The sequence below is a fragment of the Alloalcanivorax marinus genome (genome assembly GCF_016785095.1).
Lineage (GTDB): Bacteria > Pseudomonadota > Gammaproteobacteria > Pseudomonadales > Alcanivoracaceae > Alloalcanivorax > Alloalcanivorax marinus_A.
On the sequence record NZ_JAEKJB010000008.1, the window covers coordinates 167271 to 190627 of the forward strand.

21 protein-coding genes and 1 tRNA gene are annotated in these 23357 nt (G+C 63.4%); 10 read left to right on the forward strand and 12 right to left on the reverse strand.

What is annotated here, in order from left to right:
- The first annotated feature begins 32 nt into the window (after window positions 1–32).
- From JF515_RS07760 to JF515_RS07770, 3 genes are all read left to right on the forward strand, one after another.
- Window positions 33–977, forward strand: coding sequence for a hypothetical protein (locus JF515_RS07760; RefSeq protein ID WP_203102770.1), 945 nt, complete (start codon window positions 33–35; stop codon window positions 975–977).
- A 239-nt stretch (window positions 978–1216) separates the two neighbouring features.
- Window positions 1217–1963, forward strand: a complete 747-nt coding sequence (locus JF515_RS07765; RefSeq protein ID WP_203102772.1) for a hypothetical protein — start codon at window positions 1217–1219, stop codon at window positions 1961–1963.
- 80 nt (window positions 1964–2043) lie between these two features.
- Entirely contained in the window at window positions 2044–2973 is a 930-nt protein-coding gene (locus tag JF515_RS07770; protein ID WP_203102774.1) for a hypothetical protein, read from the forward strand.
- 3 nt (window positions 2974–2976) lie between these two features.
- Here the strand turns inward: JF515_RS07770 and folK are convergent, their stop codons facing one another.
- Both folK and folB read right to left on the reverse strand, forming a co-directional pair.
- The gene (folK, locus tag JF515_RS07775) at window positions 2977–3468 is read right to left on the reverse strand and encodes a 2-amino-4-hydroxy-6-hydroxymethyldihydropteridine diphosphokinase (RefSeq protein ID WP_203102776.1); all 492 of its coding nucleotides are present in this window, start codon (window positions 3466–3468) and stop codon (window positions 2977–2979) included.
- Window positions 3468–3824 carry a dihydroneopterin aldolase gene (gene folB / locus JF515_RS07780; RefSeq protein ID WP_203102778.1) on the reverse strand — a complete coding sequence of 119 codons (357 nt, stop codon included), beginning with the start codon at window positions 3822–3824 and terminating at the stop codon, window positions 3468–3470. The genes folK and folB overlap by 1 nt, the downstream gene beginning before the upstream one ends.
- A 47-nt stretch (window positions 3825–3871) precedes the next feature.
- Between folB and plsY the strand changes: the two genes are divergently transcribed.
- A complete protein-coding gene (gene plsY / locus JF515_RS07785) occupies window positions 3872–4486 on the forward strand; it encodes a glycerol-3-phosphate 1-O-acyltransferase PlsY (RefSeq protein WP_203102780.1) in 615 nt (204 codons plus the stop codon).
- Between the two features lie 89 nt (window positions 4487–4575).
- On the opposite strand, the gene tsaD is transcribed toward plsY, so the two are convergent.
- Entirely contained in the window at window positions 4576–5625 is a 1050-nt protein-coding gene (gene tsaD / locus JF515_RS07790) for a tRNA (adenosine(37)-N6)-threonylcarbamoyltransferase complex transferase subunit TsaD (protein WP_203102787.1), read from the reverse strand.
- Window positions 5626–5828: 203 nt separating this feature from the next.
- Here tsaD and rpsU point away from each other — a divergent pair, with 203 nt between their 5' ends.
- The 5 genes from rpsU (at window position 5829) to JF515_RS07815 (ending at window position 10667) form a co-directional block, all read left to right on the forward strand.
- Window positions 5829–6044 (forward strand): 30S ribosomal protein S21, encoded by a 216-nt coding sequence (gene rpsU / locus JF515_RS07795; protein WP_014993329.1) that lies wholly within the window; start codon window positions 5829–5831, stop codon window positions 6042–6044.
- Window positions 6045–6083: 39 nt separating this feature from the next.
- Window positions 6084–6530, forward strand: coding sequence for a GatB/YqeY domain-containing protein (locus JF515_RS07800; RefSeq protein WP_203102790.1), 447 nt, complete (start codon window positions 6084–6086; stop codon window positions 6528–6530).
- A 62-nt stretch (window positions 6531–6592) separates the two neighbouring features.
- Window positions 6593–8518 (forward strand): DNA primase, encoded by a 1926-nt coding sequence (gene dnaG / locus JF515_RS07805; RefSeq protein WP_203102792.1) that lies wholly within the window; start codon window positions 6593–6595, stop codon window positions 8516–8518.
- 119 nt (window positions 8519–8637) lie between these two features.
- The gene (gene rpoD, locus JF515_RS07810; RefSeq protein WP_203102795.1) at window positions 8638–10536 is read left to right on the forward strand and encodes an RNA polymerase sigma factor RpoD; all 1899 of its coding nucleotides are present in this window, start codon (window positions 8638–8640) and stop codon (window positions 10534–10536) included.
- A gap of 54 nt (window positions 10537–10590) precedes the next feature.
- Window positions 10591–10667 (forward strand) — tRNA-Ile (locus JF515_RS07815).
- A 229-nt stretch (window positions 10668–10896) separates the two neighbouring features.
- On the opposite strand, the gene JF515_RS07820 is transcribed toward JF515_RS07815, so the two are convergent.
- Window positions 10897–11295, reverse strand: a complete 399-nt coding sequence (locus tag JF515_RS07820) for a GreA/GreB family elongation factor (protein WP_203102797.1) — start codon at window positions 11293–11295, stop codon at window positions 10897–10899.
- Window positions 11296–11501: 206 nt separating this feature from the next.
- Complete coding sequence (gene gdhA / locus JF515_RS07825; RefSeq protein WP_203102799.1) at window positions 11502–12854, reverse strand: NADP-specific glutamate dehydrogenase; 1353 nt, start codon at window positions 12852–12854, stop codon at window positions 11502–11504.
- Window positions 12855–13113: 259 nt separating this feature from the next.
- Here gdhA and JF515_RS07830 point away from each other — a divergent pair, with 259 nt between their 5' ends.
- Window positions 13114–14010: an amidohydrolase family protein gene (locus tag JF515_RS07830; RefSeq protein WP_203102801.1), complete on the forward strand. Its 897-nt coding sequence runs from the start codon at window positions 13114–13116 to the stop codon at window positions 14008–14010.
- A gap of 51 nt (window positions 14011–14061) precedes the next feature.
- Here JF515_RS07830 and JF515_RS07835 read toward each other — a convergent pair whose 3' ends face one another.
- The 7 genes from JF515_RS07835 to JF515_RS07865 form a co-directional block, all read right to left on the reverse strand.
- The gene (locus tag JF515_RS07835; RefSeq protein WP_203102803.1) at window positions 14062–16152 is read right to left on the reverse strand and encodes a hydantoinase/oxoprolinase family protein; all 2091 of its coding nucleotides are present in this window, start codon (window positions 16150–16152) and stop codon (window positions 14062–14064) included.
- 11 nt (window positions 16153–16163) lie between these two features.
- Window positions 16164–17831: a hydantoinase B/oxoprolinase family protein gene (locus tag JF515_RS07840; protein WP_203102809.1), complete on the reverse strand. Its 1668-nt coding sequence runs from the start codon at window positions 17829–17831 to the stop codon at window positions 16164–16166.
- Between the two features lie 60 nt (window positions 17832–17891).
- Window positions 17892–19223 (reverse strand): MFS transporter, encoded by a 1332-nt coding sequence (locus JF515_RS07845; protein ID WP_203102811.1) that lies wholly within the window; start codon window positions 19221–19223, stop codon window positions 17892–17894.
- Window positions 19224–19289: 66 nt separating this feature from the next.
- Window positions 19290–20684 (reverse strand): OprD family outer membrane porin, encoded by a 1395-nt coding sequence (locus tag JF515_RS07850; protein ID WP_203102820.1) that lies wholly within the window; start codon window positions 20682–20684, stop codon window positions 19290–19292.
- A 365-nt stretch (window positions 20685–21049) separates the two neighbouring features.
- Window positions 21050–21811 carry a GntR family transcriptional regulator gene (locus tag JF515_RS07855; protein WP_203102822.1) on the reverse strand — a complete coding sequence of 254 codons (762 nt, stop codon included), beginning with the start codon at window positions 21809–21811 and terminating at the stop codon, window positions 21050–21052.
- A gap of 145 nt (window positions 21812–21956) precedes the next feature.
- On the reverse strand, window positions 21957–22712 hold the full coding sequence (locus JF515_RS07860) for a DUF4336 domain-containing protein (protein WP_203102824.1): 756 nt from the start codon (window positions 22710–22712) through the stop codon (window positions 21957–21959).
- Between the two features lie 48 nt (window positions 22713–22760).
- A complete protein-coding gene (locus JF515_RS07865) occupies window positions 22761–23072 on the reverse strand; it encodes a DUF1330 domain-containing protein (RefSeq protein ID WP_203102826.1) in 312 nt (103 codons plus the stop codon).
- Between the last annotated feature and the right edge of the window lie 285 nt (window positions 23073–23357).

Consider the following 23357-nt stretch of genomic DNA (forward strand, 5'->3'; position numbering starts at 1 on the left):
ATCACAATAACGACACCTCAGGGGGAACCTCCATGCCTTCAACGCTGCTGCGCCGGGCACTGCCCGTGCTTGCTCTTTCACTGGCCGCCTGTGGCGGTGACCACGATCATCGTCGCGGCGAAGCATCACCGCCAGCCACCACCCCCACCGCCCTGACCATCGACGAACACAACGGCGATGGTCTGTTGGGCGAAGTGATGTTCATCACCACGCTGATGACATTGAACGTGACCTACGACCTGAATCTCCACACCTTCGCGCTGCCGGTAACCTCCTGCGAAAATGACGGCACGCTGCGGCGGGATCGGCAGGCCGGTGGCGACCAGCGGATCACCGCCATCGAATACCGCGATTGCCTGACCTCCCTGGGCCCCGACACCACCCTGACGCTGGATGGCGAACTGGCCATCGACTATGAGGACGACACCCCGGGCTCCCCCTTCCGCATCCAGGCATCCGGGTTTACCTCCCACCTGCGCGAAACACGACAAGGCACCCTGTATGGCAACCGAACCCGTCTCGACGGCGCGCTGCGAATGACGCCGGATCCGGTCACCGGCCTGCCCTTCGCCAGTATCAGCGACGCCGACCTGACACTGGACTTCGACTACCTGGAAGACGACATCGCCCTCAACCATTGGCGGTGGCGGTTACAGGACTTCGCGATACCTTTCTCCGTGAACCCGATGACCGGCGGCATGGGCATGGGCGCCAGCGGACGGCTGACCCTGTTCGGCGACGGACAGGCCCGGGGATTCGTGGACGTGTACACCGACGCCCCGCTTTCCACCTCCATGGCGGCCTGCCCGGACTCCGGCGACCTCACCGTGACCGGCGCCGACGGCGGCTACATCCGTCTGACCATTCCTAACGCCAATGAAGCGGTGCTGACCACCAATGGCGACGGCGACCTGATCAACTGCGGTCAACTGCTTGATCTCACCGATCCGATGAACGTGCTGGTAATCGCCCACTGAATCCCGCCACGCCGGAAAAATTCATTTCCTTTTTGCTCATCATGCGGATAGTCTCCCAAAAAATTTTATTGCAAATTTTCCATTATTTTTAAGAAAAAATTGCCGGGGGACATCCGAAAATGAGACTTTATTCTTACGCTTCACGCCGGGCGACACCGTTATGCATGGTCGCTACTTTCTCTGCCTGCCTGCTTCTTGCCGCCTGTGAAGAAGACAGCTACCACGCACCGGAATCGACGGTGTCCGAAGACAGCGCGCCCACCGCGCTCGACCAATCCACGGCCAGTTATTTCGCTGCGCCGAAGATCATTAACTACGGCCCGGCGCTGGCCAATAACGCGATCCCCGGACCCTGCTTCAGCAGTGGTGACGTCCAGGTGGAAACCGACGCCGAAAACCGCGTATCACGGATCACCTACAACGCCTGCAGCGAGGATTTCGGGCCCGGTTTCTCATCTCTGACCGACGGTGTGGTGACGTTTGAATATGACGCGGGCGGCACTCTGACAGGCCTGATCATGGACGACTTCTCCGAGGAAACCGTGCTCGGCGATGATAACCAGCAGGTCAGATTCGACGGCACCATGGAGTTCCCGAACGGCCCGTCCTCACCGCCCAGCTATACGGCCAACGGCGACTACCGGTTCATCCGCGAGTTCCCTTCCGACAATCAGAACGTGGCGATGAGCTTCAAGGATTTCGTGGTTGAAAGCTCGGTAAGTGGCACCGACATCATCCAGATCATGAGCGGCCGCCTTTCCCTACCGGACGGTGACACCTATCTGACCGTCGACACCGGCGACACTGGGCTGCGTCGCCCCTCCGGCTCCTCCTGCGCGACCGCCGGCACCCTCACCCTGACCGCCGAGGACGGCAGCTACACCAGCGTCACCTTCAACGGCGAGGACCACATCGTGGTGTCGGTGAACGGCGTGGCGCAACCGGAACGCACCTGCGACGAATACCTGGCATTCATCGAAGACTGATCCACTAACCGGGCTCGGATCCGACCGCCCGATGGAAACGGGCGGCGGGCCGGGCCCGTTCTCTCCATTGGGGGCTAAAAATGTTCACTCGAAAACATCCGGCCGTGGCGGCCTTGCTCGCCACGGGAGCGCTGCTGTGCGCCTGTAATGAATCCTCCTCGAGCAGCGCGGAGGAACCAGGGTCGGAGACGCCCAATTCCCTGGTGCTCAGCGACGAGAACGCCGCCGAGGCGTTACGACTGGCGCTGGATACACCCCGCGTTCTGCCCGATGCACTTTTGTATCTGGTCATGTACGCGGGCATGGGCGCGAGCCAGGAAACCTGCCTGAACGATCCCGAGGGCACCGTGGATGGCGCCATGACCGGCAACCGCCCCGACCAGGCGCGGTTCGACAACTGCGCCGTCGAGCAATACTACGGCGAGACCACCTGGGCGGATGGCCACGTCCGGTTCGCGTTCGAGAACGAACAGGATGTATCGCCGTTCACCATGACCATGGAAGATTACGCGCTACATACCCTTCGCCCCGACCCGTATTGGGAAGAGACACTTCAAGCGGACGGCGCCGTGCATATCTCACCGTCGAGCTACGGCATGGCGATCGCCAGTATCCGTGATTTCAACGGCAGCCTGGAGTTCACGTCCCGGCAAGGTAGCAGCCAGAATCCGTGGCAAGTCGATTCGAGCTGGACGTTCAACGGGTTCGGCCTTGAGATCGAAGAGGGCGGCCGCGGGCCCGAATCGCTGACCATGGAAGGGCAACTGAGTTTTAGCAGCCCGCTTCAGGGCAGCGTCACCCTGACCACCCATGTGCCGCTCTACCATTCACACGATGAAATGATCGAGTGCCCAGATCGTGGAGATCTGACCATGGAAGGCGACGAAGGTACCTCGTTGAACCTGTCCATCATCGACAACGAGACCCTCCAGGTGACCGTGAATGGTGTCACCGACACCTATGATTGCGAGGGTTTTCTGGAGTGGTCCCAGGGCAACTTCATTTTCTAGCAATCAGGGCCAGAGAAAAGGCACCTGCCACAGGCGCTGTTCGGGGAAGCGGTATTCGTCGAGCAGCGCCGCGTAGCCGCGCTTGAGCACCGGGTGCTCGGCGGAGGGAGCGAGATCGGCGAGCGGGCGCAGCACGAAGGCGTGCTTGAGGATCTCGCCCCGGGGCAGTTTGACGCCTTCCACCTCGCCGGTAAGGTCGCCATAGGTAAGGATATCGATGTCCAGGGTGCGGCTGGAGAATTTCTTTTCGCCGCGCACCCGGCCGTGGGCCCGTTCAATGTCGCGCAGCCGGTTGGCCAGTTCGCCCACCGGCAGGTCGGTATCCAGGGCCGCCACCAGGTTGTAGAAGGCGTCGCCACTGAAGCCCACCGCTTCGCTTTCGTACACCGGGCTGAGATCGAGGTCACCGAACTCCGCGGCCAGCCGGTCCAGGCCGGAGCGGATATTGTGGTCGCGGTCGATATTGGAGCCGAGGCTTAAATACACCCTTGCCATCAGGCACGCTCCCCGCGCTCGATGATCACGCCCACGTCCCGGGAACCGCGCAGGGCACCGGGCTTGCTCAAGCGAAGCTTGAGCCAGGACACGCCGAACTCCTCCAGCACCAGTTGCGCCACCCGCTCCGCCAGGGTCTCCACCAGCTGGAAGTCGCTCTCCTCGATGTATTGGATGATGCGCTTGCCGATGGCCTTGTAGTTCAAGGCATCATCGATGTGATCGCTGGCGGCGGCGCGGCGGATGTCCGCCGCCATTTCCAGATCCAGGCTCACGGTCTGTCGGATACGGCGCTCCCAGTCGTAGATGCCGATCACCGTGTCCACCTTGAGGTCGCTGATATAGACGATGTCCATGCTGGTCCTTGATAATGCCGACGATTCTGAGAACGGGATTATAGCCGGTGGACACCTTAGCATTACAGGAAAGTGGAGTCTGGCTGCTGCCTTTGTGCGCGGCCGCCTACCTGCTGGGATCGATTTCCAGCGCCATTCTGGTGTGCCGGCTGTTCGGCTACCCGGACCCGCGCACCGAGGGCTCCAGTAACCCGGGCGCCACCAATGTGCTGCGCATCGGCGGCAAACCCGCCGCCGCCCTCACCCTGCTGGGCGACGTGCTCAAGGGCACCCTCCCGGTGGCGCTGGCCTACGGCCTGGGCATGAACGCCTTCGCCGCCGCCCTGGTCGGCTTCTGCGCCTTCCTGGGTCATCTGTTCCCGGTGTTCTTCCAGTTCCGTGGCGGCAAGGGCGTGGCCACCGCCTTCGGGCTGCTGTTCCCACTGCACTGGCCCAGCGGCCTGGTGGCCGGCACGGTCTGGCTGCTGGTGTTCGCGCTGACGCGGATTTCCTCGGTGGCGTCGCTGAGCGCCTTCGTGGCCGCGCCCATCAGCCTGTGGTTCTGGCTGCCGGCGGCGTTCTGGCCGATGGTGGCGCTCACCGCCATCATGATCTTCCGCCACCGCACCAATCTGGCCAAGCTGCTCAGCGGCGAGGAACTGGGGTTTCGCGGTAAGCGGTAGCGGCTGATCGCGACTGAAGTCGCTCCTACAACGGACCTTGTAGGAGCGACTGGGCGGCACTCCGCTTCAGTCGCGATGAAAGCCCGCGATCAGGCGCTCAGCGGGGCCAGCTCCGCCAGCGGCCAGCGCGGGCGTACGGCGATGGGCAGGCCGCTGTGCTCCCCGGCGGCCAACCGCAGGGCTCCGGCGTAGGCGATCATGGCGCCATTGTCGGTGCAGTAGGCCAGCCCCGGGTAGAACACCCGCACGCCCCGTTTGGCCATGGCCGCGTCCAGCTTTTCCCGCAACGAACGGTTGGCGCTGACGCCACCGGCCACCACCAGCCGCTCGCCGCCGGTCTGCTCCATGGCCCGCCGGCACTTGATCACCAGGGTATCCACCGCCGCGTCCTGGAACGCCAGGGCGATGTCCGCCCGGTCCTGGTCGGACAGGGCGTCGGCGCCACCCAGATCATTGATGGTATTAAGGGTGAAGGTCTTCAGGCCGGAGAAGCTCATGTCCAGGCCGGGGCGGTCGGTCATCGGCCGGGGAAAGCGGAACCTGCCCGCCTCGCCCTTCTCCGCCAGGGCGGCGATGCGCGGCCCGCCCGGATACCCCAGCCCCATCATCTTGGCGACCTTATCGAAGGCTTCGCCGGCGGCGTCGTCAACGGACTCGCCCAGGGGCCGATAGTCGCCCAGGGCGCGGGCTTCCAGCAGCAGGGAGTGGCCGCCGCTGACCAGCAGTGCCACGAACGGGAAATCGGGGCGCTCTTCTCCGGGCCGCGGCGCTTCCTCCAGCAACGGCGCCAGCAGGTGGCCTTCCATATGGTGCACCGGCACCGCCGGCACGCCCCAGCCGTAGGCCAGGGAGCGGCCCACGCCAGCCCCCACCAGCAGGGCCCCGGCCAGGCCCGGGCCGGCGGTGAAGGCGACACCGTCCACCTGCTCCGGCCCGCAGCCGGCCTCGCTGAGCACCTGGCGGATCAGCGGCAGCACGCGGCGCACATGATCGCGGCTGGCCAGTTCCGGCACCACGCCCCCATAGGCGGCATGCATGTCGATCTGACTGAACAGCGCCTGGCCGAGCAGGCCGCGCTCCGTGTCATAGAGGGCGACGCCGGTCTCGTCGCAGCTGGATTCGATGCCCAATACGCGCATTTTTGCTCCCGTTTCGCCGGCGCGGGCGCGATGCCCGACCGGGACGCGCATGATACCGCCAAGGGCCATGCTTTGCATTTTCTCCGGGCTCAGGTAGAATTCGCGCCTCGCTGTCTGGGTGGCCCATTGCCGCCCCAGGGACACCTGAGCCCCGACAGCCCCAATTAACCGCAATATTCAATATTCAAGGTAGGTGATACTTCATGCCTCAGGTGAAAGTGAAAGAAGGCGAACCCTTCGACGTGGCCCTGCGCCGTTTCAAGCGTTCCTGCGAAAAAGCCGGTGTGCTCTCCGAAGTCCGTCGTCGCGAGAACTACGAGAAGCCCACCCAGGAGCGTAAGCGCAAGCGGGCCGCCGCTGTAAAGCGTCACCTGAAAAAGCTGCAGCGCGAGCAGCTGGCGCGTAAGCGTCTGTACTAAGGACAACGCCGGGCCCCGCCCGGCGTTTCCGGTTTCGTCATGAGCGCGCTCCAGGACCAACTCAACGCCGCCGTGAAGGACGCCATGCGCGCCAGGGATAAAGCGCGCCTGGGAACGCTTCGCATGGCCACCGCCGCGATCAAGCAGGTCGAGGTGGATGAACGTATTGAGCTGGACGACGCGCGCGTTCTGGCGCTGCTCGACAAGCAGATCAAGCAGCGCAAGGATGCCGCCAGCCAGTACCGCGACGCCAACCGGGCCGATCTGGCCGAGGTGGAAGAAGCGGAAATCGCGGTGCTCCAGGAATTCCTGCCCACCCAGCTTGACGAGACGGAAATCCAGGCTCTGATCGAGCAGGCCATCGCCCAGACCGGTGCCTCCGGCATGCAGGACATGGGCAAGGTGATGGGCGTGCTCAAGCCGCGGTTGCAGGGCCGCGCCGACATCGGCGCCGTCAGCGGCAAGGTCAAACAACGTCTAGCCTAGGATCATCGCTGGCCCGCGCCATTGCTTGATCCGGCGCGTCACTGCGAGGAAGATTCCCTTCCATGGCCGGCCGCATTCCCGAACACTTCATCCAGGATCTTCTGGCGCGCACCGATCTGGTGGCGCTGATCGATTCCCGCGTGCCCCTGAAAAAGACCGGCCGCAACTATTCGGCCTGCTGCCCCTTCCATCAGGAAAAGACGCCTTCTTTCACCGTGGCTCCGGACAAGCAGTTCTACTACTGCTTCGGCTGCGGCGCCTCCGGCAACGCGGTCGGCTTCCTGATGGAGTACGACCACCTCAGCTTCCCGGAGGCAGTGGAACAGCTGGCCACCCGGGCCGGCATGGAAGTGCCCCGCGAGGGGGGCGGCGACGCCCGCAAGGAAAAGGCCCGCCGCGACCGGCTGCAGACCCTCTATGACCTGCTGGCCCGGGCGGAACGCTTCTACCGCCAGCAGCTCAAGCACGCCCCGGAGCGCCAGAAGGCGGTGAGCTACCTCAAGGGTCGCGGCCTCACCGGCCAGATCGCCGCCCGCTACGGGCTCGGCTTCGCGCCACCGGGCTACGACAATCTGAGCCAGGGCCTGAGCCTGGACAACGAGGGCATCGAACAGGCCCTCACCGCCGGCCTGCTGGTGCGCAAGGAAGACAGCGGTCGCACCTACGACAAATTCCGCGACCGCATCCAGTTCCCGATCCGCGATGGCCGTGGCCGCACCATCGGCTTCGGCGGCCGGGTACTCGGCGACGGCAAGCCCAAATACCTGAACAGCCCGGAAACTCCGGTGTTCCACAAGGGCAAGGAACTGTACGGCCTGTGGGAGTGGCGCCAGAGCCGGGACAAGACCGACCGCCTGTACGTGGTGGAAGGCTACATGGACGTGATCGCCCTGGCCCAGCATGGCGTGCCCAACGCGGTGGCCACCCTGGGCACCGCCACCAGCGAGGACCACTGCCACACCCTGTTCCGGCAGGTTAACGAGGTGGTGTTCTGCTTCGACGGCGACAACGCCGGCCGGCGCGCCGCCTGGCGGGCCCTGGAATCCGCCCTGCCGGTGCTGGACGACGGCAAGCAGGCGCGTTTTTTGTTCCTGCCCGAAGGCGAGGACCCGGACACGCTGGTACGCGCCCAGGGCCCGGAAGCTTTGTTAGCGCTCACTGACAAAGCGGACACCCTGGCCACCTATCTGTTCCGGCACCTCTCCGAAGGGCTGGACCTGAACACCGTGGACGGTCGCGCCCGCCTGGCCCGGCTCGCCCTGCCGTTCCTCGACAAACCCGCCGGCCCGGTCTACCGGGCTCTGCTGGAAGAGGAACTGGCGCGGCTCACCCGGCTGGAACGCGGCGCCCTGGAAAAACTCCGCGAAAGCCTGCCCAAACCGCGCCGGACGGCTCCGGAACCGCCGCCGGCACGGCCCGAACCGGCGCCCAGGGACGCTGATCCCGGGCCCTGGGACACACCACCGCCGGAAGGCGACCCGGGCCCGCCACCAGACTGGGCGGATTTCCCCGAGGGAAACGCCCCGGCCCGACCTCCACGCCGGCGTCCGCCGCGCTCCCGGGGCGCCGGCCTGACCCTGGTGGAGCGGTTGGTGCTGGTGCTCCTCTCGCACCCGCAGGTGCTGGATGAACACCCCCTGCCAGAGGGCCTGGAGGAGCTGGAACTGGACCAGCGCGACCTGCTGCAGCAGGTGGCCGCCACCGCCCGGGACCAGGGCGGCTCGCCGGCCGCGCTGCTGGGTGCCGCCATGGCCCTGGACCATGGCGAATCCCTGTCGGCGCTACTGCGCGAGGCGCTCAAGCCGCCCATGGACGCGGACGTGGCGCGCCGCTACTGGGAAGACGCCCTGGGGCACCTGCGCATCCTCGCTCTGGAGCAGGCCCTTGAAGAAGAGCAGCGCCGCCCCAATCCTGACGCATCCCGCCTCGGGGAGCTGATCCAGGCGCTCTCCCAGGCCCGCTCCCGGGCCCGCCAGGGGCCCGTCTGACCGGCCCGGGCCACCCTGGCGTGAAGACCCGGGGGCTTGACCAAACTGGCTCCAGCCCCCATATCCACGTATAATATGCCGTTTCCCAACGACACCTCGTCAACCTACGGACTTTTCGCATGACGTCTCAGAAACAGCAGCAATCACAGCTGAAGCTTTTGATCGCGCTGGGCAAGGAACAGGGCTACCTGACCTACGCCGAGGTGAACGACCACCTTCCCGAATCCATCACTGACACGGATCAGGTGGAAGACATCATCCAGATGATCAATGACATGGGCATCACCGTGGTCGAGAAAGCCACCGATGCCGATCAGATCATGATGGACGAGAGTGCGGAAAGCACCGACGAGATCGCCGCCGAGGAAGCCGCCGCCGTGCTCGCCTCCGTGGAGAATGAGCCCGGCCGCACCACCGACCCGGTGCGCATGTACATGCGCGAGATGGGCACCGTGGAGTTGCTCACCCGGGAAGGCGAAATCGAAATCGCCAAGCGCATCGAGGAAGGCACCCGGGAAGTGATGCACGCCATGGCCTATTGGCCCGGCGCGGTGGAAATGGTCCTTGATGAATACCAGCGCATCATCGACGAGGAGCGCAAGCTCACCGACGTGATCGCCGGCTATCTGGACCCGAATGACGACGGCGCCGCCGCCACCGCCGCCAACAAGGAGCCCCGCTTCAGCCAGAAGAAGAAGGAGGAAGCCGAGGCCGCCAAGAAGGAAGAGGACGAGGAAGACGACGACGAGGACAAGGATAAGGACAAGGACGACGACGACGAGGAAGATGAAGGCGGCCTGGACCCGGTACTGGCCGCGGAGCGCTTCGCCGAGCTGCGCAAGCGCTACGAGAAGGCCGAGCGCTCCCTGAAGCGCAACGGTCGCGACCACGCCAGCACCGCCAAGGCGCTGGAAGCCCTCGCCGATCACTTCACCCTGTTCAAGCTGGTGCCGCGCATCTATGACGAGCTGCTCAACGCGGCCCGCAACCACCTGGACACGGTGCGCAAGTTCGAACGCCAGATCATGACCCTGGCGATCCGCCGCGCCGGCATGCCGCGCCGCGACTTCATCAAGGTGTTCCCGGGCAACGAGACCAACCTGGACTGGGTCGACAACCAGTTGAAGGGCAAGAAGTCCAAGGAAGTGGCCGGCAAGCTGGGCCTGATGAAGGAAGACATCCAGCGCAACCAGCGCAAGATCCTGACGCTGGAAGAAATCGTCGGCCTGCCGGTGGCGGACATCAAGGAAATCAACCGCCGCATCTCCATCGGCGAAGCCAAGGCCCGCCGCGCCAAGAAAGAGATGGTCGAGGCCAACCTGCGCCTGGTGATCTCCATCGCCAAGAAGTACACCAACCGCGGCCTGCAGTTCCTGGACCTGATCCAGGAAGGCAACATCGGCCTGATGAAAGCCGTGGACAAGTTCGAATACCGTCGCGGTTACAAGTTCTCCACCTACGCCACCTGGTGGATCCGACAGGCCATTACCCGCTCCATCGCGGACCAGGCCCGCACCATCCGGATTCCGGTGCACATGATAGAGACGATCAACAAGATCAACCGCGTGCAGCGCCAGATGCTCCAGGAAATGGGCCGCGAACCGACCCCGGAAGAACTGGGCGTGCGGCTGGAAATGCCGGAAGACAAGGTGCGCAAGGTACTGAAGATCGCCAAGGAACCGATCTCCATGGAAACCCCGATCGGCGACGACGAGGATTCCAGCCTGGGCGACTTCATCGAGGACGGCAACATGGACTCCCCGGTGGACTCCGCCACCTCCCTGGGCCTGGAAGAAGCCACCCGGGAAGTGCTGGCCAACCTCACCGCCCGGGAAGCCAAGGTGCTGCGCATGCGCTTCGGCATCGACATGAACACGGACCACACCCTGGAAGAAGTCGGCAAGCAGTTCGACGTGACCCGGGAGCGTATCCGCCAGATCGAAGCCAAGGCCCTGCGCAAACTGCGCCACCCGTCGCGCAGCGAACACCTCCGCAGTTTCCTGGACGCGGACATGTAAGCTGGTTTATAACTACCGGCCCGGACGGCATCGCCGCCCGGGCCATTTTTTTTGGGGCCTATAGCTCAATTGGTTAGAGCAGCGGACTCATAATCCGTTGGTTCCAGGTTCAAGTCCTGGTGGGCCCACCACTCATCCCTCATCAAACGCCGGCGCCGCCGTCCCTGGCGCCACGTGTGTGCCTCATATCACCCCAGCCGAAACATCCCTGTTTCAGCGTTCGTCCGCTGCGAAGCTGTGCTTCGGTCCTCCTCACCCCACCACTCGCTTCGCTCGCGCCGGGCAATTCGCTATTTCTTTTCTTTCTTATCGCGGCGTTTTTCCTTCAGCGATCTTTTCGCTTTTTTCTTTTCTTTTTCCTTACTCATGATTTGACTCCTTGCAGGGTTCTACTCGTGTGATCAGCACACTGTATTCGTGGCCGAGAAAACGGGGGTGGACCATGTCGCCGACGCGGGCGCCGAAGAGCGCCTCGCCGAACGGCGAGAGGATCGATATGAAGCGGTGATTGGGCTTGGCGTGGCCGGGTTTCACCAGGACGAAATCCATTTCGCCGCCGTGGTCCAGGTCGACGATCCAGACCCGGGTGCCGATGTCGGCGATCGCCGAGTGGTCCCGTTTACGCTTCCTTTCTTCCATTCTTGCCAACAAGCCGCCGAGCAAATGGGGGGACAACATCCACCATTCGCGAACGGACAGATATCCGCGCGCCTTTTCGGAAAAGCCGGGCAGGCGCCAACGCGCACACCGGGGCGCCATCAGCACATCTCCTGATTGGAAATAAACAATATGGAAAACGATGAGACGCCGGACGGGCGGACCCGTCCGGCTTAGCGGAGAAAGGTGGGGGGAGTGATCAGATAAATCCGACAAATAATCACGGCGTGCCTCGAACCATGAATGAACTCAACGTTCGACCATAGCCCAACAAAAATATAAAGCAAGCCGGCGTGATGAAATGCCGGTTAAAACACCCCCTGGTCGATCATGGCGTCGGCGACACGGCGGAAGCCGGCAATGTTGGCGCCCAGCACCAGATTGCCCGGCGCGCCGAATTCCAGGGCGGTTTCGCTGGCGCGGCGATGGATGTCGCTCATGATGGTGCGCAGGGTGCGGTCCACCTGCTCGGCGGACCAGCGCGCCATGGCGGCATTTTGCTGCATTTCCAGCTGGCTGACGGCGACACCGCCGGCGTTGGCGGCCTTGCCCGGCCCGTAGCTGATGCCGGCGCGCAGGAACAGGGACACGGCGTCGCGGGTACAGGGCATGTTGGCGCCTTCGGAGACGCAGTACACACCGTTGGCCAGCAAGGTTTCGGCGTCCGCTCCGAGCAGTTCGTTCTGGGTGGCGCAGGGGAACGCCAGGTCACCTTCCTGGCGCCATACCGGCAGGCGGCCGTCGTCATAGTCGCAGACCGGGATAAAGGTGGCGTCGTGGTGGGTATCGAGGTAGCTCCGCAGCGCTGCCCGGTCGCGCTCCTTGATGGTCTTCAACAGCGGCACGTCCAGCCCGTCGGTGTGGATCAGGGTGCCACTGGAATCGGAGCAGGTGATCGGCCGGGCGCCCAGCTCCAGCAGTTTTTCCATGGTGTAGAGCGCCACATTACCGGCGCCGGACACCAGACAGCGTTTGCCTTCCAGGGTTTCGCCTTTTTCGGCGAGCATGTTCTCGGCGAAGTACACACAGCCGTAGCCGGTGGCTTCCTTGCGGCCGAGGGAGCCGCCCCAGCCGGTGGATTTACCGGTGAGCACCCCTTCAAAACGGCCGCTGAGGCGCCGGTACTGGCCGTACAGGTAGCCGATCTCGCGGTGGCCGACGCCGATGTCACCGGCGGGCACGTCCACCGTGGCGCCGATATGACGGTACAGGGCGGTCATGAACGCCTGGCAAAAGCGCATTACTTCGCCCTGGCTGCGGCCCTTGGGGTCGAAGTCCGCGCCGCCCTTGCCGCCACCGAGGGGCAAGCCGGTGAGTGCGTTCTTGAAGATCTGCTCGAAGCCGAGGAACTTGATGATGCCGCTGTTCACGCTGGGGTGAAAACGCAGCCCGCCCTTGTAAGGGCCGAGGGCGGAATTGAACTGAACGCGGTAGCCTTTGTTAACCCGCACGTTGCCGGCGTCATCCACCCAGGCGACGCGGAACAGGATCTGGCGCTCCGGTTCAAGCAAGCGCTCGACCACCCCCTCGCTCCGGTAGCGGGGATCGGCATCCAGCACTGGAGCAAGCACCTCCAGCACTTCCTCCACCGCCTGGTAGAACTCGTTTTGTCCCGGACTGCTTTGTCGCAGACCGTCCATCACGCTGGAAACATGGCTCATAAAAGCTCCCTATAGCAAAGAGCCGAACAATGAAGCGGCTCGGAAAAAAACAAAAAAGGAATATGCGCATGATCGCCCGGAGCGGGCAGTGGACGCCAGGTGCGATGTCTCAGAGAAGAGCTTGCACCATAAAATGGATTCAATATCATTATATAATGAATCCATATAGGCGTTATCTTATTCCATTGGGGCGCCTCGGGGTTCTTCTCTCAACGAACAACAATTCATCGATTCCCGCAATCCCAAACAGGAAGCGCCCATGTCGACACTATCCGCGACCGTTCAAGGCGAAACGCTCGCCGTCCCTCATTCACTGGGCACCCGGCCACCCGCGACGCCCGCCCCGTTGGGCGCGGTGGACTGCCATCACCATATTTTCGATCCCCGGTTCCAGAAGTACGGGGAAATCCATGTGCCTTCCGCGACGGTGCCGGAATACCAGCTGTTCAAGCGACGCCTCGGTTTATCCCGTTCCATCGTGGTGGCGCCGTCCAATTATGGAACCGACAACGCTTGTCTGATGGATGCCCTGGACCAACTCGGGCAGGAAGCGGCGCGGGGCGTCGCCTACACCGCCACCGACGTGAGCGTGGAAACGCTGGAATCCTTGCATTCACGGGGCGTGCGCGGCATCCGCGTCTATCTCGACAAAAACCAGATTCCCACCCGCGAGGGGGTTCGCGAACTGGGACGTAAGGTCGCGGACCTGGGCGGCTCCCTCCAGTTCGTCGGTTCATCGAGAGCCGAGGTTCTGGTGGAATGGGAAGACACCCTCCTCAATCTGCCGTGCCCGAGCGTGATTGACCACTTTGGCTGGGCGCCGCAACCCGCCGGAGTGCACAGCAAAACCGCCCGCACTCTGTTCAAACTGCTGGAAAGCGGGAAGGTGTATGTGAAGCTGTCCGGCCTGTATCTCTCGTCGGCCAGTGGTTTTCCAGATTATTCGGATCTGGATGAACTGGCGGCCGGGCTTATCGAGGCGGCGCCGGAGCGCATCCTTTGGGGGACGGACTGGCCACACCCGCAGTCGGCGATTCGGGGCCAGGTGCCAGACGGGGCGGTGCTTTTCGACCGGCTCGCCATCTGGGCGCCGTCGGCGGAGCTGCGCCGGCGGATACTGGTCGACAATCCGGACCGGCTGTACTGGTCCGACTGAACGCATCGCGGCGGACCGGCCATGGCCGGTCCGCCGCTCTACCCGGTAACGTTATGGCGCCGGAGCGCCTTCGATGTCGGCCACCAGGTTGAAGTTGGCGTCCACCACCACCGAGCAGTCGGGGCCGACACCGAAGGAGGATTCCCGCTCCTCGAAGACGGCGGGACCCTGGATCCGGGTGCCGGGTTTAAGGGCATAACGGTCGTAGACCTTGGCTGTGCAATCACCGAAGCCGGCGAAATGGACGCGGCGCTCGCCTCGCACCGCCGGTGTGTCCACCAGCGAATAGGCGAGACTGATATCACGGCCGGGCACACGGGCATGCAGGCGCCAGTTAATAGCCTCCACGTCATAGCCGGCCATGCTGCGGGCAAACCGATCCCGGTAGGCACGTTCGAAATTGTCGCGTACGCCCGCCTGCATGGCAGCGCCCACCGGGCCCTCTGGCAGCGCCACCTCGACCTCGAAGCCCTGGCCGACGTAGCGCATGTCAGCGGATCGGTGAACGACGATGTCCTCCCCGTTGCCACCGGCGCTGAGCAGCAGAGCCCGCGCGCGGGTCTCCATGTCATCGTACAGCCCCGCCACCGTGTCCCAGTCTACCCTCGCCAGGGGAGCGGGGTAACCGCGCACGTCGTTCACCGACGGCGCCGCCACCAGGAAACCGAAGGCCGAAATCACACCGGCGCCCATCGGCACGATTACCCGATTGAGCTTCAGCCGTTTAGCCAACGCGTAGGCGTGCACCGGCCCGGCGCCACCGAACGCCATCAGGGTATACTGACGAGGGTCGCGGCCCTTCTCGGCGAGGTGCATGCGCGTAGCGGCGGCCATGTTCTCGGTAACGATCTCCTGAATGCCGGCGGCCACTACCCGGTTTTCCAGGTTCAGTGGTTTCGCCAGGCGCTCCTCCATGGCCTTTTCCACCTCATTCATGGCCAGGCCCATTTCGCCACCAAGGAAGAAATCCGCGTCCAGATACCCCATCATCAGGTCGGAATCGGTCACCGTGGGCTCGCCCCCACCGCGACCATAGGCCACCGGCCCGGGGACCGAACCGGCGCTGCGCGGGCCGACCTTCAAGAGGCCGAGATCGTCCACCGAGCCGATTGATCCCCCGCCGGACCCGATCTCGATCATATCCACCACGGTCAGCTTCAGCGGCAGCCCGGAGCCCGGCTTGAACTTGTCCAGACGTCCGGCTTCAAACTCATGCTTAATGTGCGGCTTGCCGCTCTCCACCAGGCACATTTTGGCCGTGGTGCCGCCCATGTCGAACGAGATCACCTTGTTTTCGTCGATACCGGCGGCGATGAAGGACGCCGCCATGGCGCCCGCCGCCGGCCCCGATTCGAGTAACGCTACCGGAAACGCACAGGCTTCGCGCACCGTGGTAATACCGCCGCTGGAGAGCATGATGTAAAGCTCCCCGGTGAAACCGGTCGCCGCCAGATCCGACTCCAGAGCATTGAGATAACCATGCACACGGGGCTGCACATAGGCGTTCACGCAGGCGGTGTTGATGCGTTCGTATTCGTTGATCTCCGGGGCCACCTCGGACGACAGGGTGATGAGAAGATCGGGGTAGCGTTCAAGAATCAGCGCCTGCGCACGACGCTCATGGGCCGGGTTCACGTAGGCATGGAGCATGCCAATGGCGAGCGCCTCGACATTCTGTTCCTCGACCAACACTCGGGCCGCCTCGACCACAGCGTCCTCATCCAGCGCCACATGCTCAGCGCCATCGGCGCGCAATCGCCCGGGCACGCCAATACGACATTGCCTTGGCACAATGACGGGCACCGGTCGGGCATGCAGATCATCCACGTCGTAGCGAATCTCCCTGCCCATTTCCAGCACGTCACGGAACCCTTCCGTGGTAATCAGGCCGACGCGGGCGCCGGTGCGCTCCAGGACCGTATTGGTGATCAGGGTGGTACCGTGGACCACGCTGTGCACCTGGTCGATGGAGGTACCGGATTCCTTGAGCAACCGTTCAATGCCTTCCAGGATCGCCCGGCCCGGCGCCTCCGGCGTGGTCAGGCGTTTCCCGGTCCAGGTCACGCCACGGGTATCGTCGTGCAGCACCAGATCGGTGAAGGTACCGCCAATATCCACCCCGATTCGGGTCGTCTTTGTCATGCTGTCTCCTGTCATTGTCCGGCCACCGTGTCGGTCGGGTCATAGCCGTAATCCCGTATCGCCGCCTCTTTGCTCACCAGGCCCGCGTCAATGTCCGCCGCGATGGCCGCGCGGTCCCGGGCGGCGGGCGGTCCATAGCCGCCGCCCCCCGCGAACGAGACGGTGACGCTGGCGTCCGCCGGCATCATGGTCATGGACTTAAGCGAGGCGCTCTCGCCATGAGAAAAGGTGGCCCGCCCCCCGGCGCCGGGGGCACCGCCGAGAATCCCTACCGGCGGGTTCTTCTCCCGGTCACCCACCAGGGCGACCCGCATCGGCGCGCCGGTGATGTTCTCCACCCGCACATCCTGACCGAGACCGCCGCGGTAACGTCCGGCACCGCCGGAATCCGGCCGGTATTCCTTTTTCAGAAACAGGATCGGTGCTTCCACCTCCAGTGCCTCGATACTGCCGCTGCCGGAGTTGGAGGGGAACGCCGTGGTCGACAGGCCATCGTGCCGCGACGAAGCCCCCATCCCCGCGCAGGCGAAGAGGATCATGCTGAACGGTTTTTGTTGCGCGTCGCGGCCCACCAGCTGAACCCGCAACGCCGGCGCGCCGCCGCTGTCGGCGATCACCGACTCGGGCACCGTCTCCGCCAAGGCCTGATAAATCAGGCAAGACAGCATATGGCCGGTCAGATGGCGCGCCATCACCGGAGCCGGGAAGCGGGCATTGACGATCGATCCTTCCGGGGCGCTCACCGTGATCGGACGATAGGAGCCTTCGTTCCGGCGGGTGTGGGGATCAAGCAATATCTTCACCGGATAGATGGAATAGGCCGTGGTGTAATTGATCGTGCAGTTGATCGAGTGATTGACCTGGGGCGAGCTGCCCTCGTAGTCGATGTGCATCCGGTCGCCCGCCACCGTGATCGAGCATTCGATCCGTGTGGGCTGCCCTTCCACGCCATCGGCATCCAGCGAAGAGCGGTACACGCCATCCGGAAGCGCTTCGATTTCCTTGCGCATGACCCGCTCGGCGGCATCGTGCATAGCGGTGGACAACATCACCAGGTCCTGCTGGCCGGTCTCCAAGAGAAACTCGACGACGCGCCGGCGACACACGTCATGGGCCGCCATCTGCGCCTCCAGATCACCCAACACCTGATCGGAATAACGCACATTATCAAGCAGGAAATCGACGAAATCCTGATTGCGCTCGCCGGCCCGGGCAATGCGCACCGGGGGAATCAGCAGGCCTTCGGAGATCAGTTCCGTGGCGCCCATGGTCGGCGTGCCACCGATGTCGGGCACATGGGCCGCCGTGGCCGAGAAACCGACCAGGCGGTCCCCGTGAAAGATCGGCGCCACCATGGCGATGTCCGGCAGGTGGCCGGTGGCCATCCACGGATGGTTGGTGATCACGCAATCCCCGGGGCGCCAGGTGTCGACCGGAAACTTCTCCAGTATATGCCGCGTCATCACGCCCATGATGGCGTGAAACGCCGGAATACCGGCCCGGCATTCGGCGATGGTCTCGCCGTCCGCATTCAGCAGCACCACCGAGTAATCGTTCGCCTCGCGGATAATGGTGGAGAACGCCGTGCGCAACAAAGTGGTCGCGGCTTCGTCGGCGATCGCCGCGAGACGGCTCCACCATACTTCCAGCGTAATCGGGTTGATATTCTCTTCCGTCATCCTGTTATTCCTTCTCTGCAACAAGCGACTTTTCCATGATGACCAATGGTGAAACCCGGCTCAGGCTGCCACGGCCCGGCGCGTAGCGTACGCTTGGCGCACCGCATGCCGGCCGCCCAGCAGCAACAACGCCGCGATGACAAATGAAATCCCAAGCACGATGCGCATGGACCAGGCGATCTTGGCATCGTCCTGGAACACGTAGTCATTGAAGACACCGATGGTCAGCGGCCCCATGGTGGCCACGAAAAGCTGGCCAACCAGGGAATAGATGCCCACCGTTTGCGCGCGCATGCGGTTGGGCACGATTTCAATCAGCGCCGTTTTCGCCAGACCGAAACTGGCGCCGATCAAAAAGTTGAGCGTGGCGATGCTGGCCACCGCCAGGGTCGCTATTTCAACGGTCAGGGTGATGCAGGCAATAATGCTGAGCGCGGCGCAGACACCGCCCACCACCACCTTGGCATCGCCGGGGCGCCGCCGCATCACACGGTCGGTCACCAGGCCGCCGGCCACCGCGCCGATGGGGCCGAAGCTAATGGCCAGTAACCCCAGCCAGATGCCCGCGTCACCACCGCTCCAGCCATGCTGGCGGACGAACAACGTGGGGGCCCAGGCCTGGATCGATTGGCCGGCCACGGACACGGCGCTGAAACCGCCGATCACCGCGCACAGCGGGTACAGATTTTTCTTGAAGACGGCGAGCACCTGGCGCATGGAGTATGGGGCCTCGGCGGCGTCGCCGGTGTCGTTGCGGCGCTCCGGCTCCTTCACCGCCAGCAACAGAGGCACCAGGATACAACCGGCGCCACCCATGGTAATGAACACGATCCGCCAAGCCTCCAGCTCGCCCAGCAACGGCACGGATACAGTGCCGCCGCCCAGCGCCTTCAAGATCGCGCCACCGCCGCCCAGCGACAACGCCGCGCCCAGATAAACGCCGGTGGACCAGATGCTGATGGCGCGCGTACGCCGCGACGGGTCGAAATAGTCGGAAAGTAGGGAGATGGCGCAAGGCACGGCGGCCGCTTCACCGATAGCGGTCAGGATTCTGCCCATGAAGAGCTGCGGCACCGTCTGAGCCAAGCCACACCACACCGTCGCCGAGCACCAGATAACCACCGCGATGATCAGCAGGTTGCGCCGGTTGCGGTGATCCGCGATCCGCGCCAGGGGGTACATGAAAAGACAGTAGAAGATCGCGAATGCCGCGCCTTGCAGCACACCGATCATGGTGTCGCTGATGGCGAAGGACTGCTTGATCGGTTCGACCACCACGGCGATCAGGCTGCGATCCATGAAGTTGAACGCGAAGAGCAGCGTGAGAACGCCACACACGTACCAGCTATAGGCGTTTCCACCACCGCTCCCGGCGGCCATCTTGTTTGTCATGCCAAACCTCTCGAAACCCGTATATGCAGAGAGGGCACGCCAACCGGCATGCCCGGTAAGGCGCGCTTAAAAGGCATAATCCGCGTAGACCCTGAAGTCGGTGCCGGACAGCACGCTGTTGGGCTGAGCGGAGACCAGCGGCACGAAGTCCTTGTTCATCGAGTAATCGACGTACATGACGCCCACGGAGAGGCCCTTGTAGTCCTTTTCCTCAAAGTAATAGGACAGCCGCACTTCGCGGTGGCGTTCAGTGACCTCCTCCTCGGCGCCGCCGTTTATCGGATTGGGCGCGTCGAAGGAACCCTGCCGGTAAAGCGCGAGAAGGCTGACCCCATCCAGGGGCAGCCCGCCAAGCTTCATGCCGGAGAAGTCGTAGCCCACCCCCAGCTGCCAGGTGGTTTCTCCGTCGTTGTTGGCGTCATTACCGCTGCGCGTCCAGACGTCCAGGCGTCCGTCCACGTTTTCACCGTGATCGTAATAGGCGTAGCCAACCTGGCCATTGGACAATTCAGCACGGGCTTTGGAATAGGACAGCCCCAGTTGCAGCTTCTTGATCTTGAAACCGAGATTGATGTTCAGCCACTCGGCATGATCATCGTAGGCGGCAACACCATTAGCCAGGTCCTCGCCCCAGAGCGCGCCATCGCTTTCCAGGTAGTAGTACTGGTTGTCGAGCACCACGCCCATGTCATCGCCAAGCGGCGCTTTCAGGATCAGTTCGTAGCGCGTGTTCTTGTTGAAGTCCTTGGCCACGCCCTGAGCCACTTGCAGGCGCACGGCCTTGGCGTCATAAGTCAAAGCATAGGTGGAGATATTGTCGATGGTGGAGCCGGACTCATTAACGATGTGCTCGAATTCCGGCCGCTCCCGGGGCGAAGTCTTGTCGATATAGCCGGCCTCGAAGGTAAGCTCGGCCGGCAACGGACCAAGCGACGGCAAGGCCGTGTTGACCTGGGCGCGGGCGCCCTGGAATGAGCCTGGCACGGCGCGGGTGTCCAGCGTCCACACCGTGCCCACATGGAAGCGGCCACGGCCCGCCTGAAGATCCGCGGACCAGTTCTCGCCGCCCTGGCGCAGCTTGATGTAGGCCTGCCCCGCCTCCGCGAAGCCGTCGTTACCGCCATCGCTGTCATCCAGGATCTGGCGGCTGTCGGGCCGTGAATCCAGCTTGGTCACGCCATAAACCGAGGTCACGAAGCCGATGGTGTCGCCATAGTATTTGGAGCTGTAATCCACCGCGCCACTGAGTGCCGTGGCGCCCAGCCTTTCACCGGTGGGCAGGCCGCCCAGCTGGTTCTCAATCAGATCATTGTGAGCGCGGGTATCAAAGGTGATGAAACGAAGGTACGTGGAGAGCTCGTTTTCCTTCTTGTACAGATCGATGTCGCTGATGACCGCCGCATGCGCGGCCTGGAAGGAAAGCAATACGACAGGGATGAAGAGCAGTTTCTGCTTATCCATATGACCTCTTTTTGTCTTTTATTTTAATTCGAAGCCCCGAACCGGCCGGCGCTGAACAGAGTGGTTGTGTTCGCGTCACTCGATAGGAGGCAAAGAGTATCCATATTGGATTCACTCAGTCAATAGATTAGATTCAATTCTGTAAATTTTGGATTCAATTTCCCGCAAAGCAATACACGGCACCAGGCCGATCACGCGGACGGCGGCCGGAGGAGGCCGCTAGCGGGCGGAGACAACGAAGAGAAGGAAGGGAGCACGGAAGGGGAAACGAAACAGCGTTGAAACGCGAGCGGAGAAAGCGACCTGGGAAAGCGGCTACTCGAGCCGACCGGGGAGCGAGGCTCCCCGGGGAAGCGTGCTAAGGGTCAGCGCAGAGTGGCCACCGAATGCACCCGTTTCTTGGTGGCCATTACATGGTCGAACATGATGCTTTCGGCGCGCTCGGCGTCGCCCTCGGCGATGGCGTCGATCAGCGATTCATGCTCGCGCTGGGATTGCTCGATATGGTCCGGGACCACCTCCGACATCCGTCGCGCGCTCTGCGGCACATGGGCCGCCACCGCCGGGCAGATGCGGACCACATCCCCCAGCAGGGGATAAACAATGGTCATTCGAATGGCATTGCGCAGCACGTCATTATTGGTCAGCCGGTGAAGCATACGGTGAAAGATGACGTTGTAGCTGTACCATTCCATTTCGATTTGCTCGGACCAGGCGCCCGCCTCGACAAGCTCGCGCCCCTGGCCAACGACCTGTTTCAGCCGCTCGAGATCCTCGTCGTCCACGCCAAGATCCACGCACAGCCGGCAGGCCCGGCTTTCCAGGCTGGCGCGCACGTCCATGGAATCCAGGACATTGCCGATGGTCCCGGCGTGCACGGTATAGCCGCGATTGACGTTGTAGGTCACCAGGCCCTCGGTGGCGAGAATCGCCAACGCGCTGCGTACCGGTGTGCGGGACACCTCGAACTGCTCCGCGAGACTGTCGGCACGCAGACGGGTGCCCGGCGCCACCTCCCCGGTCACGATTTTCTCGCGCAATTTCGCCAGCACCGTACGAATAGCGGGCTCGGTATTGTGCTGTGATTCTTCCAGAACCGCCTTGGCCCGGGATTCAGCGTTTTTCATTATCAATGCACCTGCCGTCCGGCTTTCCCACGCCACCATGTTCCATGGGGAGAACGTACGCTCGGATAAAGTGGATTCGATTCTTGTCGTACTTGCATTCCATTTTATCACGGAGGGCTCGCCCGCCTCCAGGCGCCGCGCCGCCTTACACATTGAGCCAGGAGAACACCTGACGCAGAAAGGCGGTGCCGTTTTCAGCACGCCAGACGCCGTGGGCCATGATCACCTTCTCCGGCTGCCAGGCAAGCATCCGGCGCACCCGCTGCCGCGCGCGGCGGCGGCGCAGGGTACTCAGGCGCACTTCCAGAGGCGCCTTGCCCGGCCGTTCGGTAATGCCCCACAGTCGCGCGATCCAACGCTGCCAGGGCTTCCAGTGGCGGCGCAGGAAATCGTCACTGAACGCTTCACTGAAGTCCGCCAGGATCACGGTGCGGGACGGGCGGTGGAAGAATACCACTTCATCAAGAAACAAGGCTTCACGCAGCCAGATTTGATCCAGGGCATCCGCCCAGGCCGGTGGCGCGGTGTCGCCCAGGGTACCAGTGAAGGTGAGATCGGTCCTTTTGCGCTGCGTGGAACGCGGCCCCCAGAGTTCAGCGTCCGGCCAGGCCTGTTGCCACTCGCCCAGGTAGAGGTGGTGCAGTTTGTTGGGGCTGATCAGATACCGTACCGGGCCGAGATCGTCCACGAAGGCACGCAGGGCCGGGGTCAGCGGGACCGGCGACCAGACCCAGAGGCCGCCGTCGGGCAGGCGCGCGATCACCGAGCGGGTGGGATACGAGAGCCGGTAGAAGTCCACCACCGGGCCATCCACCAGCCACAGGTCCTCGCCAACCTGCACCGGGATGTCATGGCGGCACTCCTGGTGGGCCGCGGCGGTTTGCTCTGGTGAGCGTGTCATTGATCGCTCCCTGCCAGGAAAGAAAGATGCTGGAACCGGTACGCCGGGTCAGGCTGGGGCGGCGGAACCGTCGATACCATCGACCAGGAAGAAGGGCCCCACCGATCCCCGTTGCCGGGCCGCTTTAAAGGGGGCGTATTCCTCGCTGTGGTAGAAACCCTCCGCCACCTGCCGGGAGGGAAACTCGATAATCAACAAGGTCCCCGGCGGCGGACCCTCCCCTTCAATCCGGTCGACCCGGTTGGTACGCGCCAGGTAACGGCCGCCGAGCCGTTCCACCATAGGCGTGACCCGGGCGACATAATCCTTGATCCAACCCGAGTCGGTAAAGTCGATCATCGCAATCGCATAGCATTTCATGACCAGGTCCTCATTACGATAAAACCCTGACTATCCATCGGCGTGGCAGTGCGGGCAATGACCGGTTTGCCCGGCGGTTCCTGGCCGGTCCGGGGGCTCGCCTGTTATAACGGGCGCCTGTTCATGGATGGATACTCGCCTTGATCCCGGTCGCCCCTTTTCCACCGCTTTTCCTCGGGTTGCTGACGCTGTCGATGCTGGCCGGCGCAAGGCTACCCGCCGGTGTCACCCGGCCAGGCGGTCCATCAGGACCGGCAGAGCCGGGTAGTGGAAATCACCGACAAC

What these genes read in the sequence shown, in the direction of transcription:
- tsaD (WP_203102787.1), bottom strand. Translation starts at nt 5,625, where the DNA reads ATGCGCGTATTGGGCATCGAATCCAGCTGCGACGAGACCGGCGTCGCC.
- JF515_RS07770 (WP_203102774.1), top strand. Translation starts at nt 2,044, where the DNA reads ATGTTCACTCGAAAACATCCGGCCGTGGCGGCCTTGCTCGCCACGGGA.
- JF515_RS07850 (WP_203102820.1), bottom strand. Translation starts at nt 20,684, where the DNA reads ATGGATAAGCAGAAACTGCTCTTCATCCCTGTCGTATTGCTTTCCTTC.
- gdhA (WP_203102799.1), bottom strand. Translation starts at nt 12,854, where the DNA reads ATGAGCCATGTTTCCAGCGTGATGGACGGTCTGCGACAAAGCAGTCCG.
- dnaG (WP_203102792.1), top strand. Translation starts at nt 6,593, where the DNA reads ATGGCCGGCCGCATTCCCGAACACTTCATCCAGGATCTTCTGGCGCGC.
- folK (WP_203102776.1), bottom strand. Translation starts at nt 3,468, where the DNA reads ATGGCAAGGGTGTATTTAAGCCTCGGCTCCAATATCGACCGCGACCAC.
- JF515_RS07860 (WP_203102824.1), bottom strand. Translation starts at nt 22,712, where the DNA reads ATGACACGCTCACCAGAGCAAACCGCCGCGGCCCACCAGGAGTGCCGC.
- JF515_RS07835 (WP_203102803.1), bottom strand. Translation starts at nt 16,152, where the DNA reads ATGACAAAGACGACCCGAATCGGGGTGGATATTGGCGGTACCTTCACC.
- JF515_RS07820 (WP_203102797.1), bottom strand. Translation starts at nt 11,295, where the DNA reads ATGGCGCCCCGGTGTGCGCGTTGGCGCCTGCCCGGCTTTTCCGAAAAG.
- JF515_RS07800 (WP_203102790.1), top strand. Translation starts at nt 6,084, where the DNA reads ATGAGCGCGCTCCAGGACCAACTCAACGCCGCCGTGAAGGACGCCATG.
- JF515_RS07865 (WP_203102826.1), bottom strand. Translation starts at nt 23,072, where the DNA reads ATGAAATGCTATGCGATTGCGATGATCGACTTTACCGACTCGGGTTGG.
- rpoD (WP_203102795.1), top strand. Translation starts at nt 8,638, where the DNA reads ATGACGTCTCAGAAACAGCAGCAATCACAGCTGAAGCTTTTGATCGCG.
- folB (WP_203102778.1), bottom strand. Translation starts at nt 3,824, where the DNA reads ATGGACATCGTCTATATCAGCGACCTCAAGGTGGACACGGTGATCGGC.
- JF515_RS07760 (WP_203102770.1), top strand. Translation starts at nt 33, where the DNA reads ATGCCTTCAACGCTGCTGCGCCGGGCACTGCCCGTGCTTGCTCTTTCA.
- rpsU (WP_014993329.1), top strand. Translation starts at nt 5,829, where the DNA reads ATGCCTCAGGTGAAAGTGAAAGAAGGCGAACCCTTCGACGTGGCCCTG.
- JF515_RS07855 (WP_203102822.1), bottom strand. Translation starts at nt 21,811, where the DNA reads ATGAAAAACGCTGAATCCCGGGCCAAGGCGGTTCTGGAAGAATCACAG.
- JF515_RS07840 (WP_203102809.1), bottom strand. Translation starts at nt 17,831, where the DNA reads ATGACGGAAGAGAATATCAACCCGATTACGCTGGAAGTATGGTGGAGC.
- JF515_RS07830 (WP_203102801.1), top strand. Translation starts at nt 13,114, where the DNA reads ATGTCGACACTATCCGCGACCGTTCAAGGCGAAACGCTCGCCGTCCCT.
- JF515_RS07845 (WP_203102811.1), bottom strand. Translation starts at nt 19,223, where the DNA reads ATGACAAACAAGATGGCCGCCGGGAGCGGTGGTGGAAACGCCTATAGC.